Origin of the sequence: Streptomyces silvisoli (genome assembly GCF_029269905.1) — a bacterium.
Classification (GTDB): Bacteria; Actinomycetota; Actinomycetes; order Streptomycetales; family Streptomycetaceae; genus Streptantibioticus_A; species Streptantibioticus_A silvisoli_A.
Map to the genome: position 1 here is coordinate 45343 of NZ_JARJBC010000003.1, position 13044 is coordinate 58386.

Consider the following 13044-nt stretch of genomic DNA (forward strand, 5'->3'; position numbering starts at 1 on the left):
CGAACAACCCGTCTCACAGCCCAGGCCCACGGCATCATCGCCGCCGACTTCCCCACCTCGGCACCGTCTCACCCAAGCGCCTGTACGCCCTGATCTTCATCCCTCGCCGCCGCAACGCTGCTTGCATCTTCAACCCACGCCCGACATCGCGGAGTGCCTTCCGGGCGGCACCGTGAAGCAGCCGACATCTCCCATCCCTGCCACCTCTTCAGCCGAGTTACGCAATAGCGCTCCCGCAGGGCAGTTGAGCGACAGAGCGGGTGGCAGTTTGCCCGAGCACCCGAGCAGGAGGTGAGGTCTGCCACCTGAGTTCGCCAGCAGCAGACGTCCACGACTGGAGACTGGGCGGTCCCCCCATGCCAGCGTACGGGCGTTGGAACCCGGTGGCCGGGCTCATCAATCAAGATCACCGTGGACCAGTACGGTCACCTGACCCAGGACGGCTGCGAGCGCTGCAGGCAGGTCGTCCATGCGGCCCTCAGGAAGCACCTGGCAGGAGGAGCCCAGAGCACATGAACGGTGCTGACTTGGTGCTGACCTCGTAGGACGAGAGGCGCGACTGGCGGTCGTGCAGGTGGCCGATCCCCCGGGCTCACGCCAGTGAGTCCGGGGGCCCGCCGACACGTACGGTAGCGGAACACCATCCGTTCCATTGGGTAACATCCCGATATGTCCACGCCTACAATCGGCCGTTTCGTCACCATGCGCGCGCAACCCGGCAAGGGGGGCGAGTTGGCTGACGTCCTGTCGAAAGTCGCGTCGGTGCTGGAGGCGGCACCGGGCTGCCAGATGTATGTGATCTGCCAGGACAAGGGCGACGTGGACGTGGTGCGGGTCGTTGAGATGTGGGCCGATCAGGAGAGTGTGAACGCCGCTTTGGCCGCTGTGACGCCGGAGCGGGAGTTCACCGTCGAGGACGTGCTGAACAAGCTCGCCGGGCGGCCGGAGGTCGTGGAGTTCACCCCGTTGAGCGGGCCGGGGTTGCCGTCGTAGGGCGACGCACCAGTGACCCGTCGCGGACTTTTCCGTTCTTTCGGGCAGAAGCCTTCAGCGAGGAGAGGAAGTCCCATGGTCAGGGTCAGCAACGTTCATCGGTCAGCGGCCGCCGCCGTGCTCGGCGCCGGTCTGGTGTTGACCGCCGTAGGCACCGCGTCGGCGGCCGGGCCGCTGGGCACCGGAGTGACGGGCCAGCGCCACTGCGGTGGCCTGCCGCTGGCCCAGCAGGCGCTCAGCGACAGCATCGTGTCCCGGGACTCGCTGACCGGCCTGTGCGACGCCTTCCACACCAACGGCGCGGGCTGACCGCGCACCGAGTGCCGCCGCTCCGCTCAGTGCCCGAAGATGTGCAGCCCGTGCCGATGCCGTGGCTTGCCCGTCGTGGTACCGGCCTCAGCGGCGGTCGGCTCGCCCTGTGTGTCGCGGGCGGTCGTCACATCGGGCTCCCGCACCGCCCGGCGGGCACGCCGCCTGCGGCGCCGAACCCGCATCCACAGCGCACCGCCGGTCATCATCGCCAGGCCGAAGCAGAACACCAGGGCCAGCGCCAGGCCCGCCAGGAACGTCTCCAAGGCGTTGAGCGTCGCGACATGCTGGCCGAACAGGGTCACGCTGTAACCGGGCCCACCTGAGAAGTTCTCCACGATCGCCAGTGCTACGAAGGCGGCGGTCGCTCCCACCAGCAACATTCCCAACACAAGCATCACGGTCACCTCGATCCGTACGTTCTGCCCCTAGGCATACCCGTTCCACGCCGTCCGATACGGCCCGTCCCGCACGTGCGGGACGGGCCGGTACGCGCCAGGCTGGACAAGGGGGTACGCCCGGTGGATCCCCCACTCGACAGGGAGGGAACTCATGGAGACGCCCGCGAAGGGGACCGTCGCCCACCAGCTGATCACCGCCCACCTGGTGTCCGGGCGGATGGAACCGGGCGAGGAGATCGCGCTGCGGGTCGACCAGACCCTCACCCAGGACGCGACCGGCACCCTGGTGATGCAGGAGCTGGAGGCGCTTGACCTGGACCGGGTACGCACCGAGGTCAGCGTGCAGTACGTCGACCACAACCTGCTCCAGGCCGACCAACGCAACGCGGAGGACCACGACTTCCTGCGGTCGGCGGCGCGCCGGTTCGGCGTCTGGTACTCCAAGCCGGGCAACGGGGTGTCGCACCCCACCCACATGCAGCGCTTCGGGGTCCCGGGCAAGACCCTGATCGGCTCCGACTCCCACACCTGCGCGGGCGGTTCCCTGGGCATGCTGGCGATCGGCACGGGCGGTCTGGAGGTCGCGCTGGCCATGGCGGGCCGCCCGCTGTACGTGACCATGCCGCGGATCTGGGGCGTACGGCTGACCGGTGAACTGCCGCCGTGGGTGAGCGCCAAGGACGTCATCCTGGAGATGCTGCGCCGCCACGGGGTGCGCGGCGGGGTCAACCGCGTGCTGGAGTACCACGGTCCCGGTCTGGCGTCCCTCACCGCGATGGACCGGCATGTCATCGCCAACATGGGCGCCGAACTCGGCGCCACGGCAAGCGTGTTCCCGTCGGACCAGGCGGTACGCGACTTCCTGCGGGCGGAGGGGCGCGAGGACGACTTCAGCGAGATCAGCGCGGAGCCCGGCGCGCGTTATGACCTGGAGGACGAGATCGACCTCAGCGCTCTTGTGCCGCTGATCGCCAAACCCACCTCGCCGGGGAACGTGGTGCCGGTCCGGGAGGTGGCGGGTGAGTCGATCAGCCAGGCGGTCATCGGCTCCTCGGCCAATCCGGGGCTACGGGACTTCGCGATGGCCGCGGCGATGGTCCGGGGACGGCAGACCGCGCCGGGTGTGAGTTTCGACGTCAACCCGACCTCGCGGGAGATCCTCCAGGACCTGACCCGCTCGGGCGCGACGTTCGATCTGATCGCGGCGGGCGCCAGGATCCACCAGGCGGGCTGCCTGGGCTGCATCGGCATGGGCCAGGCACCGGCCGCCGGGCGCAACTCGCTGCGTACCTTCCCGCGCAACTTTCCCGGCCGTTCCGGCACGGAGGAGGACGCGGTGTGGCTGTGCTCCCCGGAGACCGCGGCGGCCTCGGCGCTCACCGGGGTGATCACCGACCCGCGCGACTGGGCCGAGGACCGCGGAATCGGCTACCGGGCACCCGAGCTGCCGCAACGCGCCTCGGTCAACCCCGCGATGCTGGAGCCGCCGCTACCGCCGAACGAGGCGGCACGGGTCAAGCTGGAGCGCGGGCCGAACATCTCCGCGCTGCCGGACTTCGATCCGCTGCCGGACACCATCGAGGGGCCGGTACTGCTGAAGGCGGGCGACAACGTGTCGACCGACGAGATCTCCCCCGCCGGTGCCAAGGCGCTGCCGTACCGCTCCAACATCCCCAAGCTCGCGCGGTTCACCCTCACCCGGATCGATCCGGAGTACCCGCAGCGCGCCGCTGACACCCGGGAGGACGGCGGCCATCTGATCGTGGCCGGTGAGAACTACGGCCAGGGCTCGTCCCGTGAGCACGCCGCGATCACCCCGCGCTACCTGGGGCTACGAGCCGTCGTCGCCAAGTCCTTCGCGCGGATCCACTGGCAGAACCTGGCCAACTTCGGAGTGCTGGCCCTGGAGTTCGACGATCCGGCGGACTACGACCGTGTCCGGCCGGGTGATCGGCTGCGGCTGACCGGTCTGCACGCCGCGCTCGCCGCGGACGCGGAGCCGAGGCTGCGTATTCGCAACACCACCCGCGACGAGGAGTACGGCGTACACCACCACCTCTCGCCCCGCCGGAGGAAGGCGGTGCTCGCGGGCGGCGCCATCCCCGCTCTGGCACGGGAGGAGGCGGCCGATGACGCATGAGACCGTGACGCTGGCGTGGGTGGTGGAAACCCCGGGCCCCATGGCGAGCGCGCCGTTGCGCCGGGTGCGACGTGAGGTCCCGCCGCCGGGAGACGAGGAGTTGCTGATCGAGGTGCACGCGTGCGGTGTGTGCCGGACCGACCTGCATCTGGCCGAGGGCGATCTGCCGCCGCGCCGCCCGCGGTGCACCCCCGGCCATGAGATCGTCGGCCGGGTGCTGGCCGCCGGTACCGCCGTACGCGACTTCCGGCCCGGTGACCGGGTGGGCGCCGCCTGGCTGGCCGGCACCTGCGGCGTCTGCCCGTACTGCCGCTCCGGACGCGAGAACCTGTGTCCCGAGTCCCGTTACACCGGTTGGGACATCCACGGCGGATACGCGGGGCACACCGTGGTGGACGCGCGATACGTCTACCCGCTGCCCGAGGGCTGGCCGGAGGACGAACTGGCGCCCCTGCTGTGCGCGGGCATCATCGGCTACCGCGCACTACTGCGCGCCGAGCTGCCGCCGGGTGGCCGCCTCGGCCTGTACGGGTACGGCGCCTCCGCGCATCTGACCGCACAACTCGCCGTGGCCCAGGGCGCCACCGTGCACGTCCTCACCCGTGGCGAGGACGCCCAGCGGCTCGCCCTGGAACTCGGTGCCGCGTCGGCGGGCCCGGCGACCGCGAGCCCGCCGGAACCACTGGACGCGGCGATCCTGTTCGCACCGGCCGGTGAACTGGTGCCGGTCGCGCTGACCGCGCTCGACCGGGGCGGCACGCTGTCCATCGCGGGCATCCACCTGTCGGACATCCCGTCGCTGAACTACGCGCGGCACCTGTTCCAGGAGCGGACCGTCCGCTCCGTCACCGCCAACACCCGTGCGGACGGCCGGGCCTACCTCGCGGAGGCGGCCCGGGTCCGGCCGCGTGTGCACGTCCAGCGGTACGGCATGGCGCAGGCCGACCGGGCGCTGACCGACCTGGCCACCGGCAAGGTCAACGGGGTGGCCGTACTGCTGCCTGACTGAACATCACTCCTCCCACAGTTCAAGGGAGTTGCGGCCGACCAGTGCGGCGATCCGGTCCACCGCCTCGGACACCGGCAGCGGATCGATCCGGCGGCCGTCACGCAGCCGTAGCGCCACCCGCTCGTCGACGGCCTCCTTCGGGCCGATCACGGCCTGGTAAGGCACCAGTCGCGCGGCGCGCACCCGGGCGCTGAGCGAACCGCGATCCGGCGCGGCACACTCCGCGCGCAGGCCCTGTTCGACGCACCGCCGTACCAGCGCCTGGGCGTCGGGCAGTTCGTCGTCGGATACCGGGAGCACCACCACCTGGACCGGCGCCAGCCAGCCGGGGAACGCGCCGCCATGGGTGTCGATCAGATGGGCCACCGCCCGCTCCACGCTGCCGATGATGCTGCGGTGCACCATCACCGGGCGGTGCGCCGCCCCGTCGGGCCCGATGTAGTGCAGGTCGAACTGGCGCGGCTGGTACAGGTCCACCTGAACGGTGGACAGGGTCGACTCACGGCCGCTCCCGTCGGCGATCTGCACATCGATCTTCGGCCCGTAGAAGGCTGCCTCGCCCTCCTCGGCCTCGTACGGCGCCCCGATGGCGTCGAGCACCTCGGTGAGCAGGGCTCCGGCGCGCCGCCACATCGCCGGATCCGACACGTACTTGCCCCCGGGACCGGGCAGCGAGAGGCGGTACCTGGCGGCGCGGATGCCCATGACCCGGTAGGCGCGGTCGATGAGTTCGAGCGCCGCCCGCGCCTCGTCGGCGGCCTGTTCCAGGGTGCAGAAGACATGGGCGTCGTTGAGCTGGATCGCCCGCACCCGGGTGAGCCCACCCAGGACACCGGACAGTTCAGAGCGGAACATTCCGCCCAATTCGGCAATCCGTAGCGGCAGTTCGCGGTAGCTGTGCTCGCGGGAGCGGTAGATCAGGGCATGGTGCGGGCACAGGCTGGGGCGCAGTACGAACTGCTCACCGCCGAGTTCCATCGCGGGGAACATGTCGTCGCGGTAGTGCGCCCAGTGCCCGGAGATCTCGTACAGCTCGCGCTTGGCCAGTACGGGCGAGTGGACGTGGCGGTAGCCCGCTCGCCGTTCCGCCTCCCGGATGTACTCCTCCAGGGCGTGCCGCACCGCGGCGCCGTTCGGCAGCCAGTACGGCAGCCCGGCGCCGATCAGCGGGTCGGAGTCGAAAAGGTCCAGCTCGCGGCCGAGCTTGCGGTGGTCGTGCATGGCGGTCTCCTCGGTACTGCCAGAGCGAGTGACCGCGACGAAGCCCCGGGGCACTCGCCCCGGGGCTTCTTGGCAGGTGTCAGCGCGCCGGGACTGGGTCCGGCGTCGTCGTCACAGCGGCGCGCTTCATGATCACAGGGTATCTCCTGTGGCGGGGGTGGGCGATGGTTTTTCCTGGAGCGCGGCACCTGCCCAAGAGGGTGCCCCGGCTTCGCCCGGTGGGGGTGCCGGGCGGGCGCGGAGTGGGCCTACCCTTTTCTTAGGGCTTCAGCCACCCATGCTTGGAGGCTTTCGCCATGACGATCCAGCTCAACCACACCATCGTCGCGGCGCACGACAAGGAGGCGTCGGCGCGGTTCCTGGCTTCCGTGCTCGGTCTCGAAGTCGGTGCGCCCTACGGGCCGTTCGTGCCCGTGACGGCGGCGAACGGTGTCACGTTGGACTTCGCGGACAGCGGTACGGAACCGATCACTCCGCAGCACTACGCGTTCCTGGTGTCGGACGACGAGTTCGACACGATCTTCGAACGCATCAAGCAGGCGGGCATCACGTACTACGCCGATCCCCGCCACGCCGAGAAGGGCCGCATCAACCACCGCGACGGTGGCCGGGGGGCGTACTTCGACGATCCGGACGGGCACAATCTGGAGATCCTCACCCGCCCCCACGGCGACGGCGGCTGAGCCCGAAGGGCGTTCAACTCCCCGTGGCCCGCATCGCACTTGCCGCGGTCAGCGGGACAGGTCGCGGTGCCATCTGCGGGTGGCCCACGCCGAGGCGGCGATCACCAGCAGCGAACCCACCACGAGCACCGAGACGTGCGTGGCGCTCCATCTGCCGTGCGGCGACTTCCAAACACCCGACGCCGTCTGCTGGGGGCCGCCCGAGGCGCCCAGCGGATGGCAGTTGCGTTCCATCGCCAGGTGGTGAACCACCAGCGGGCGGGCGGATTGGGCGGCGGCGACGACCTTGGAATGGTCGCCCGGCCCACCGGAGGCGATCTCCTGGTCGATCAGTCTGAGGGTGTCGGTGTGCGCCGCCGACCGGGCGCGCAGCCACTGGGTGTCGTAGCCGGATGTGCCCGCGCTCCTGCCGATCCGGGCGAGCTGGTCGTTCTCGGCCGGGGTGGGACTGGGCGGAAGTGCGATCTTGAGCTGTCCGCTGAGCGTGCTGACCGCCTTGTCCATCGCGCCGCGGTCACGCACGAGTGCGGCGCCGACCCGCATCACGCAAGCCGCCGCCGCGTGGGGCACGGCGTCCCGACCCGCGTTGACCTCGGCGAGGTCCCCCTGGTGCAGCGCGCCGAGGAAGGCGGCGTCACCGGGACCGACGGTGGGCGTCCCGCTGTCCGACGGGCTGGCGCTGCCGCCGGAAGGACTGGCGCTGCCCGACGCGCTCGGGTTGTCCGAGGCGCCGGGACTGTTCGACGGGCTGGGGGCGCTGGACGCGGCGGGGCTGTTCGACGGCGCGGGACCGGCCGCGGCGCTGGGCGCGCCCGGTGCGGCGCTCGGATCCTCCGCGGCGGCGGAACCAGCGAGTCCGGCCGCCATCACCAGTCCGGCCGCCGCCACGCAGACCCATGCCCGGCTACGTACCATCACGCCCTCCGTTCCTCTCCTGTGCGCACCGGTCGGCGCCGTGGGAGCCACATACGTCCCCGGTCACACGGCCCCCGACACGGACCGGCCTACGGATGGCGCAACGGTCGTGGTCACCGGGCACCCGGCCCCGGATCCGGAACAGATCAACTGTGAAACTCCAGCGCTCACGGGCGCTGCTGCGGCTACCGTAGAAGGTGGGAAGAAAAGGCCTTCGGGAGCGGTCACGGAGGTGTCGGCGATGGACGGACATCGACTCTCCGACGAGGAGCGCCGGGCTCTGGAGCAGATCGAGACGATGCTGCGGCAGGACGACGGCCTGGATCGCCGACTGCGGACGATGCGCCTGCGGCGGCTCCCGAACGCCACCGGCTGGCTGCGTCGGTGGCGGCCGCTGCTGGTGGTCCTGGTGACGGTGGCGTCCACGGCGCTGATGGTGATGGCGGTCGCCTCGCTGGCTCCCGCGGTGATCGCGGCCGTCGCCGCGACCTGGCTGCTCACCGTCGTGCTCACCGTGGACATGGTGCGAGACCGGCGCCGGGGGCGACGCGACCGGCCGCCGCAGAACTGACCGTGGCCCGTCAGGCCGGTGTGGGGTTGGAGTTGTCCACCGCCAGCCGGACCGCGAGCGCACCGAGCACCGTGCCCATCAGGTAGCGCTGGACCCGCAGCCATGTCGGACGCCGGGCGAGGAAGCGCGCGATGGTGCCCGCGGCAAGGACGATGGCGCAGTTGACCGCCAGGCTGACCACCACCTGGATGCCACCGAAGACGAAGCCCTGGACCATCACATGGCCCTCCTGCGGCTCGATGAACTGCGGTATGAGCGAGAGGTACATCACCGCGATCTTCGGGTTGAGAAGACTGGTCATCAGGCCCATGGCGAAAAGCCGTCGGGTGGAGTCCGGCGCCAACTCGCTCGGCGTGAACACCGATTGTCCGCCGGGCCGCAGGGCCTGCCAGGCGAGGTACGCCAGATATCCGGCACCCGCCAGCTTCACGGTGACGTACAGCGCGGGCACCACGACGAACACCATCGACAAGCCGAGGTTTGCGGCGCCCAGGTAGCACAGGAAGCCGACGCCGACCCCGGCAAGGGAGACCAGACCGGCCTTACGTCCCTGGGTGAGGCTTCGCGAGACCAGATACATCATGTTCGGTCCCGGGGTGAGCACCATGCCGAGGGCCACCGCCGAGACACCGAGAACCGAGCCCGTTGTGATCATGCGTCAAGCCTGACGCCTGCCCACGGTACAGCACCAGCGAGAGTTTCTAGCAGAATTGATTTAGCATCACTAAACAGTTCAGAATGCAGAGGCCCAACTCGGGCTAGTGTGAGTGTGGTTGGTGTACGACGGGAAGGCGCGGCGCCGAAGCGCCGAGTACCTCTTGGGGAGTTGACCGCTGGCCTTCCAGGCGGCCGTGCATCGCGGTGGCGATCCGCGCCGCCTGGGCCTTGGCCCGTTCCGCCACGGGACCGGACCATCGCGCGTCGACGGCACGGTTCCACAGCAGCAGCCAGCGGGTGAAGTGCCCTTGGTTCAGCGGGTGTTCACCGTGCACACGCTGGTGCGCGCGGAGCAGTCCGCCCCGGTAGGCACCGTGGCCGAACAACTGCCCCGCCCAGAAGTCGGCGATTACCGGTAGATGCGCGGGGACGTCGGCGCCGACCCCCTCGAACACCGGGGCCAGTACGTCATCCGTGAGGACGGCACGGTAGAAGTCGTCCAGCAGCGCGAGCACATCACCGCGGTCGCCCAGATCCCGGCGGCCCGCCGGAGGGACCGGGCGCGGCCCTGCCATCACATCCACCACCACAGATATCGGGAGTCCCCCACTCTAACGGCGCACGGGAGGCATACCGGCTGGTAGCTCAGGCCTGTCCGGTATCGAACCGGCTGATCTTCCCGTCGGTGACGGTGAACCGCCACGCCGTGCGCATCTCGCCCCAGGTGTCGTTGCGGAAGCTGGCGACCAGGGACAGTCCGTCGGCTGACTGCGACTCCACGTTCATGCGGCCGTTGGAGGAGAAGATCTCCCTGTCCGTCCACTGCTGCAGGTCGCGGTCGGAACCGTCGTCGGACATGGTCGCATCGTCTGTCAGCGTCTGGAAGAAGGCCTGCTGGTCGCCGGAGTTGATGGCGTCCACCAGTGCGCGGACCGCCGGGTTGGAAAGCTCGCTGGCGCGGATCACGGGTGTCGTTCCCTTCGTGTGCGGTACTCGACGCAATCAGCCGAACGGGTGAATCGGGTCTCTGGTCACCAGGAGCCGCCACGCTGCGTCTGCAGGTCCATCAGCTTCGAGCGGGCGATCTGGAGCCGGTGGGCGAGGACCTCTGCCACGGCCCGTACCAGGGCGTAGCCCAGCACGGGATCCTCCTCGCACAGCGCGCGCACCCGCGCCCCGTCGAACTCATAGGCGCGCACCGGGCTCAGCGCCTCCGCACCGAAGTCCCAGGTGTAGGGCGGGAACATCCATGACCAGCCGAGCAGGTCGCCGGGGCCCAGGGTGGCGACGGTGGCCGGGCGCCGCCCCGGTATTCGCAGGTCGAGGGTGACCGCGCCGGATCGGATGACCCAGAACCGGTCAGCGGTGCCCTGTTCCTCGAAGATCCGGGAGTCCTGGTCGAAGGAGACCTCTTTGGCCAGTTCCATCAGGCGGTCACGGTGCACCGCCGGAAGGGCCCTGAGCAGGCGCGTCGCAGCAGTCATGGCCGTAGGCCTCCTCGCCACCGGGCGGGATCCGGTAGCTCCATTGCACCCGCAATCACCCCCCACGGCATCCCGAGGCCCCGGCACAGCGGCTCCGCTGCCGGGACGCCCCGGAGCCACGGCACCGCAGCCGGATCGCACGGGGACCGCCAGCGGCTCACACGCTCCGGCGCCGGTTGTCCCGGCCCTGACGGGGACGCCCTGACGTGGGTTTTTCCGCGACGATCGCACGCCGGACCCGCGATCATCTCCCGCCCCGACGGCGAGCAGCCCGGACCACGCACACCGGCGGTCCCAACCCCACCGCAACGACCAGAAGCCACCAGCCCCCGCGCGGCAGCGCAACCGCACCCCACACAACCAAAGCAGCCCCGCGCGGCAGCGCAACCGCAGTCCCGACCGCGCCCCCCCTCGGCCGCGCCGGAAGGCCGACCTGACCGCGTAAGCGGCGTTCAGCCGCTTACGCGCTCGTACCAGCTCCGCGCCCGTTCCGCCGCCACCGGGGGCGACGCCGCCATGATGTCGGCCAGTGTCTGCCCGGCCAGCTCCCGCCGCCAGGCCAGTTCCGCCCGCCGCATGGCCGTGGCCACCCCGCACGGCGCGCGGAACTCCCGCACCGGAAGCTCCGCGCCATCTCCTCGCTGCCGGATCTCGGTGCAGCGGAACGCGTCGTCAGGGCCCTCGATCGCGGCGACCACGTCCATCAACGTGATCTTCTCCGGCGGCCTGGCCAACCGGAACCCGCCGCGGACGCCGGGCGTGGAGGTGAGGATGCCCGCACGGACCAGTGCCTGCAGCCGCTTGTTGAGATACGCCTGGGGCAGGTCGAACCGCGCCGCGAGCTTCGCCGTCGACACCGGATCCTGTCCGCCGAGCCAGGCCAGTGTCAGACAGCAGTGCAGCCCCCACTCGACTCCTTCACCCATCCGCATAACCAGGACACTACACCTCTAGTTTCCACGGACGGGAAGCCCGATCGGCGACGTACCACCGAGGCCTCCCGGAATACCGCTTGGTGACGGCCGGTCAGTGAGATGCTCACCAGGTGAACAAGGACAATTCACCCGGCGAGCCGAGTGCCGGACATCACGAACCGCACACCGGCGGCCTGGGCACCCGGCTCAACTGGCTGCGCGCGGCGGTGCTCGGCGCCAATGACGGCGTGGTGTCCATCGCCGGGCTGGTGGTCGGCGTGGCCGGGGCGACCACGTCCCGGCAGACACTGCTGGCCGCCGGACTGGCCGGACTGCTGGCGGGCTCGCTGTCGATGGCGACGGGCGAGTACGTTTCGGTGAGCACACAGCGCGACTCGGAGAAGGCCGCGCTGGCCCTGGAGCGCGAGGAGCTGGCCACCGCCCCACAGGCCGAACTGGAGGAGCTGACCGGCCTGTTGGCGGGGCGCGGCATCAGCCCCGACCTCGCCCGCGAGGTGGCGGAACAACTCACCGAACGCGACGCGCTGGGCGCGCACGCGCGGGTCGAACTGGGCATCGATCCCGAGGAGTTGACCAACCCATGGCACGCGGCCTGGGCCAGCTTCGCGGCGTTCACCTGCGGTGCGCTGCTTCCGCTGCTGGCGATCGTGCTGCCCCCGGCGTCGGTGCGCCTGGCCGTCACGGTGGTCGCGGTGCTGTGCGCGCTCGTACTGTGCGGTTGGGCCAGCGCCCGGCTCGGCAACGCCCCGGCCCGGCAGGCCGTACTGCGCAACGCCGCGGGCGGAGCGGTGGCGATGGCCGTTACCTACACGGCGGGCACCCTGCTCGGCGCGGCCGGGGCGTGACCGCACGGCGAATCTCCCCAACTCGGAAGAAAGGGTGGAAAAGTGACCCGTACCGCACAGGAGGTCCTCGCGGCTGCCGTCCGCGAACTGGCCCCTGGCACCGGCGCCAACCGGCTGGTCCCCCGTATCGCCGCCGGGCAGGCGCCGGTCGAGACGCTGGCGGCGTTCGCGATGGAACAGCACCACGTCATCCCCAGCGACCGCCGCAGCTTCCTGCATCTGACCGAGCGCTGCGCCGCCGATCCGGCCGCCGCCACCTTCTTCACCAGCCTCGCGCACGGGGAGAACATCGCGCTCGACAGGCTCGGCGCGCTCGCCGACGCCCTCGGTCTTGACGACGAGTCCGTGGACGGCTACCAGCCGAAGCCGGGCTGCCAGGCGTACCCGGCGTACGCGGCGTGGCTCGCGCTGAACGCCGAGCCGGTGGACGTGGTGATCGCGCTGACCGCCAACTTCGCCGCGTGGGGCGGCTACTGCCGGACGATGGGCCGGGCGCTGCGCGAGCGGTACGGCTTCGGCGACGAGGCATGTGGTTTCTTCGACTTCTTCGCGGAACCCGCGTCGCAACTCGAACAGCAGGCGCTGGCCGCGGTACAGGCCGGGCTGGACGCCGGTCGCGTCACTCCGCTGGCACACCGCTACGGACGGCTGCTCCAGGCGTACGAGTTGATGTTCTGGAACACCCTTGCCGAACAGGGCAATGAGCGGTGAGCAGCGCGTCGCCACCGTGCCCACGGCCCTGGTCTCGCCGCTGGCGCCGCTGAGCGCGCACGACGGCTTCACGGTCATCCCCGGTCAGGACGACGCGCTGCCGCTCACCGTCGCCGCCTGTGTCGAGGCGATGGTCCCGGACGACTGAGCCCTCCAGGCCGTCCGGTTGG

General features: G+C 70.6%; 17 protein-coding genes. 9 read left to right on the forward strand and 8 right to left on the reverse strand.

Annotated elements, in window-relative coordinates:
- Positions 1-669 precede the first annotated feature (669 nt).
- Together P3G67_RS05695 and P3G67_RS05700 are read left to right on the forward strand one after the other, a co-directional pair.
- Positions 670-993, forward strand: coding sequence for a putative quinol monooxygenase (locus tag P3G67_RS05695; protein WP_276092483.1), 324 nt, complete (start codon positions 670-672; stop codon positions 991-993).
- A gap of 75 nt (positions 994-1068) precedes the next feature.
- The gene (locus P3G67_RS05700; protein WP_276092484.1) at positions 1069-1302 is read left to right on the forward strand and encodes a hypothetical protein; all 234 of its coding nucleotides are present in this window, start codon (positions 1069-1071) and stop codon (positions 1300-1302) included.
- Positions 1303-1328: 26 nt separating this feature from the next.
- Here the strand turns inward: P3G67_RS05700 and P3G67_RS05705 are convergent, their stop codons facing one another.
- Entirely contained in the window at positions 1329-1700 is a 372-nt protein-coding gene (locus P3G67_RS05705; RefSeq protein ID WP_276092485.1) for a hypothetical protein, read from the reverse strand.
- Between the two features lie 154 nt (positions 1701-1854).
- On the opposite strand from P3G67_RS05705, the gene P3G67_RS05710 reads away from it, so the two are divergent.
- The gene (locus P3G67_RS05710; RefSeq protein ID WP_276092486.1) at positions 1855-3843 is read left to right on the forward strand and encodes an aconitate hydratase; all 1989 of its coding nucleotides are present in this window, start codon (positions 1855-1857) and stop codon (positions 3841-3843) included.
- On the forward strand, positions 3833-4852 hold the full coding sequence (locus tag P3G67_RS05715; RefSeq protein ID WP_276092487.1) for a zinc-dependent alcohol dehydrogenase family protein: 1020 nt from the start codon (positions 3833-3835) through the stop codon (positions 4850-4852). The genes P3G67_RS05710 and P3G67_RS05715 overlap by 11 nt, the downstream gene beginning before the upstream one ends.
- A 3-nt stretch (positions 4853-4855) precedes the next feature.
- Here P3G67_RS05715 and thrS read toward each other — a convergent pair whose 3' ends face one another.
- Positions 4856-6127, reverse strand: a complete 1272-nt coding sequence (gene thrS, locus P3G67_RS05720) for a threonine--tRNA ligase (RefSeq protein ID WP_276092488.1) — start codon at positions 6125-6127, stop codon at positions 4856-4858.
- Positions 6128-6369: 242 nt separating this feature from the next.
- On the opposite strand from thrS, the gene P3G67_RS05725 reads away from it, so the two are divergent.
- Positions 6370-6756 carry a VOC family protein gene (locus P3G67_RS05725; protein ID WP_276092489.1) on the forward strand — a complete coding sequence of 129 codons (387 nt, stop codon included), beginning with the start codon at positions 6370-6372 and terminating at the stop codon, positions 6754-6756.
- A gap of 48 nt (positions 6757-6804) precedes the next feature.
- Here P3G67_RS05725 and P3G67_RS05730 read toward each other — a convergent pair whose 3' ends face one another.
- Entirely contained in the window at positions 6805-7671 is an 867-nt protein-coding gene (locus P3G67_RS05730; protein WP_276092490.1) for a DUF4142 domain-containing protein, read from the reverse strand.
- 241 nt (positions 7672-7912) lie between these two features.
- Here P3G67_RS05730 and P3G67_RS05735 point away from each other — a divergent pair, with 241 nt between their 5' ends.
- Positions 7913-8242 (forward strand): DUF3040 domain-containing protein, encoded by a 330-nt coding sequence (locus P3G67_RS05735; protein ID WP_276092491.1) that lies wholly within the window; start codon positions 7913-7915, stop codon positions 8240-8242.
- 10 nt (positions 8243-8252) lie between these two features.
- Here the strand turns inward: P3G67_RS05735 and P3G67_RS05740 are convergent, their stop codons facing one another.
- The 5 genes from P3G67_RS05740 to P3G67_RS05760 all read right to left on the reverse strand — a co-directional run bounded on the left by P3G67_RS05740 (position 8253) and on the right by P3G67_RS05760 (position 11315).
- Positions 8253-8897, reverse strand: coding sequence for a LysE family translocator (locus P3G67_RS05740; protein WP_276092492.1), 645 nt, complete (start codon positions 8895-8897; stop codon positions 8253-8255).
- A 103-nt stretch (positions 8898-9000) separates the two neighbouring features.
- Positions 9001-9474, reverse strand: a complete 474-nt coding sequence (locus tag P3G67_RS05745; RefSeq protein WP_276092493.1) for a group III truncated hemoglobin — start codon at positions 9472-9474, stop codon at positions 9001-9003.
- Between the two features lie 70 nt (positions 9475-9544).
- Positions 9545-9865: a nuclear transport factor 2 family protein gene (locus P3G67_RS05750; RefSeq protein ID WP_269854756.1), complete on the reverse strand. Its 321-nt coding sequence runs from the start codon at positions 9863-9865 to the stop codon at positions 9545-9547.
- A 65-nt stretch (positions 9866-9930) separates the two neighbouring features.
- Positions 9931-10383 carry a Crp/Fnr family transcriptional regulator gene (locus P3G67_RS05755; protein WP_269854757.1) on the reverse strand — a complete coding sequence of 151 codons (453 nt, stop codon included), beginning with the start codon at positions 10381-10383 and terminating at the stop codon, positions 9931-9933.
- A 452-nt stretch (positions 10384-10835) separates the two neighbouring features.
- A complete protein-coding gene (locus P3G67_RS05760) occupies positions 10836-11315 on the reverse strand; it encodes an RrF2 family transcriptional regulator (protein WP_276092494.1) in 480 nt (159 codons plus the stop codon).
- Positions 11316-11428: 113 nt separating this feature from the next.
- Here P3G67_RS05760 and P3G67_RS05765 point away from each other — a divergent pair, with 113 nt between their 5' ends.
- The 3 genes from P3G67_RS05765 to P3G67_RS05775 are packed head-to-tail and all read left to right on the forward strand — an operon-like array spanning position 11429 to position 13022.
- Positions 11429-12163: a VIT1/CCC1 transporter family protein gene (locus P3G67_RS05765; RefSeq protein ID WP_276092495.1), complete on the forward strand. Its 735-nt coding sequence runs from the start codon at positions 11429-11431 to the stop codon at positions 12161-12163.
- Between the two features lie 42 nt (positions 12164-12205).
- The gene (locus P3G67_RS05770; RefSeq protein WP_276092496.1) at positions 12206-12874 is read left to right on the forward strand and encodes a thiaminase II/PqqC family protein; all 669 of its coding nucleotides are present in this window, start codon (positions 12206-12208) and stop codon (positions 12872-12874) included.
- On the forward strand, positions 12864-13022 hold the full coding sequence (locus P3G67_RS05775) for a hypothetical protein (protein ID WP_276092497.1): 159 nt from the start codon (positions 12864-12866) through the stop codon (positions 13020-13022). The genes P3G67_RS05770 and P3G67_RS05775 overlap by 11 nt, the downstream gene beginning before the upstream one ends.
- Positions 13023-13044: the final 22 nt, after the last annotated feature.

What these genes read in the sequence shown, in the direction of transcription:
- P3G67_RS05695 (WP_276092483.1), top strand. Translation starts at nt 670, where the DNA reads ATGTCCACGCCTACAATCGGCCGTTTCGTCACCATGCGCGCGCAACCC.
- P3G67_RS05700 (WP_276092484.1), top strand. Translation starts at nt 1,069, where the DNA reads ATGGTCAGGGTCAGCAACGTTCATCGGTCAGCGGCCGCCGCCGTGCTC.
- P3G67_RS05705 (WP_276092485.1), bottom strand. Translation starts at nt 1,700, where the DNA reads ATGCTTGTGTTGGGAATGTTGCTGGTGGGAGCGACCGCCGCCTTCGTA.
- P3G67_RS05710 (WP_276092486.1), top strand. Translation starts at nt 1,855, where the DNA reads ATGGAGACGCCCGCGAAGGGGACCGTCGCCCACCAGCTGATCACCGCC.
- P3G67_RS05715 (WP_276092487.1), top strand. Translation starts at nt 3,833, where the DNA reads ATGACGCATGAGACCGTGACGCTGGCGTGGGTGGTGGAAACCCCGGGC.
- P3G67_RS05725 (WP_276092489.1), top strand. Translation starts at nt 6,370, where the DNA reads ATGACGATCCAGCTCAACCACACCATCGTCGCGGCGCACGACAAGGAG.
- P3G67_RS05730 (WP_276092490.1), bottom strand. Translation starts at nt 7,671, where the DNA reads ATGGTACGTAGCCGGGCATGGGTCTGCGTGGCGGCGGCCGGACTGGTG.
- P3G67_RS05735 (WP_276092491.1), top strand. Translation starts at nt 7,913, where the DNA reads ATGGACGGACATCGACTCTCCGACGAGGAGCGCCGGGCTCTGGAGCAG.
- P3G67_RS05740 (WP_276092492.1), bottom strand. Translation starts at nt 8,897, where the DNA reads ATGATCACAACGGGCTCGGTTCTCGGTGTCTCGGCGGTGGCCCTCGGC.
- P3G67_RS05745 (WP_276092493.1), bottom strand. Translation starts at nt 9,474, where the DNA reads ATGGCAGGGCCGCGCCCGGTCCCTCCGGCGGGCCGCCGGGATCTGGGC.
- P3G67_RS05755 (WP_269854757.1), bottom strand. Translation starts at nt 10,383, where the DNA reads ATGACTGCTGCGACGCGCCTGCTCAGGGCCCTTCCGGCGGTGCACCGT.
- P3G67_RS05760 (WP_276092494.1), bottom strand. Translation starts at nt 11,315, where the DNA reads ATGCGGATGGGTGAAGGAGTCGAGTGGGGGCTGCACTGCTGTCTGACA.
- P3G67_RS05775 (WP_276092497.1), top strand. Translation starts at nt 12,864, where the DNA reads ATGAGCGGTGAGCAGCGCGTCGCCACCGTGCCCACGGCCCTGGTCTCG.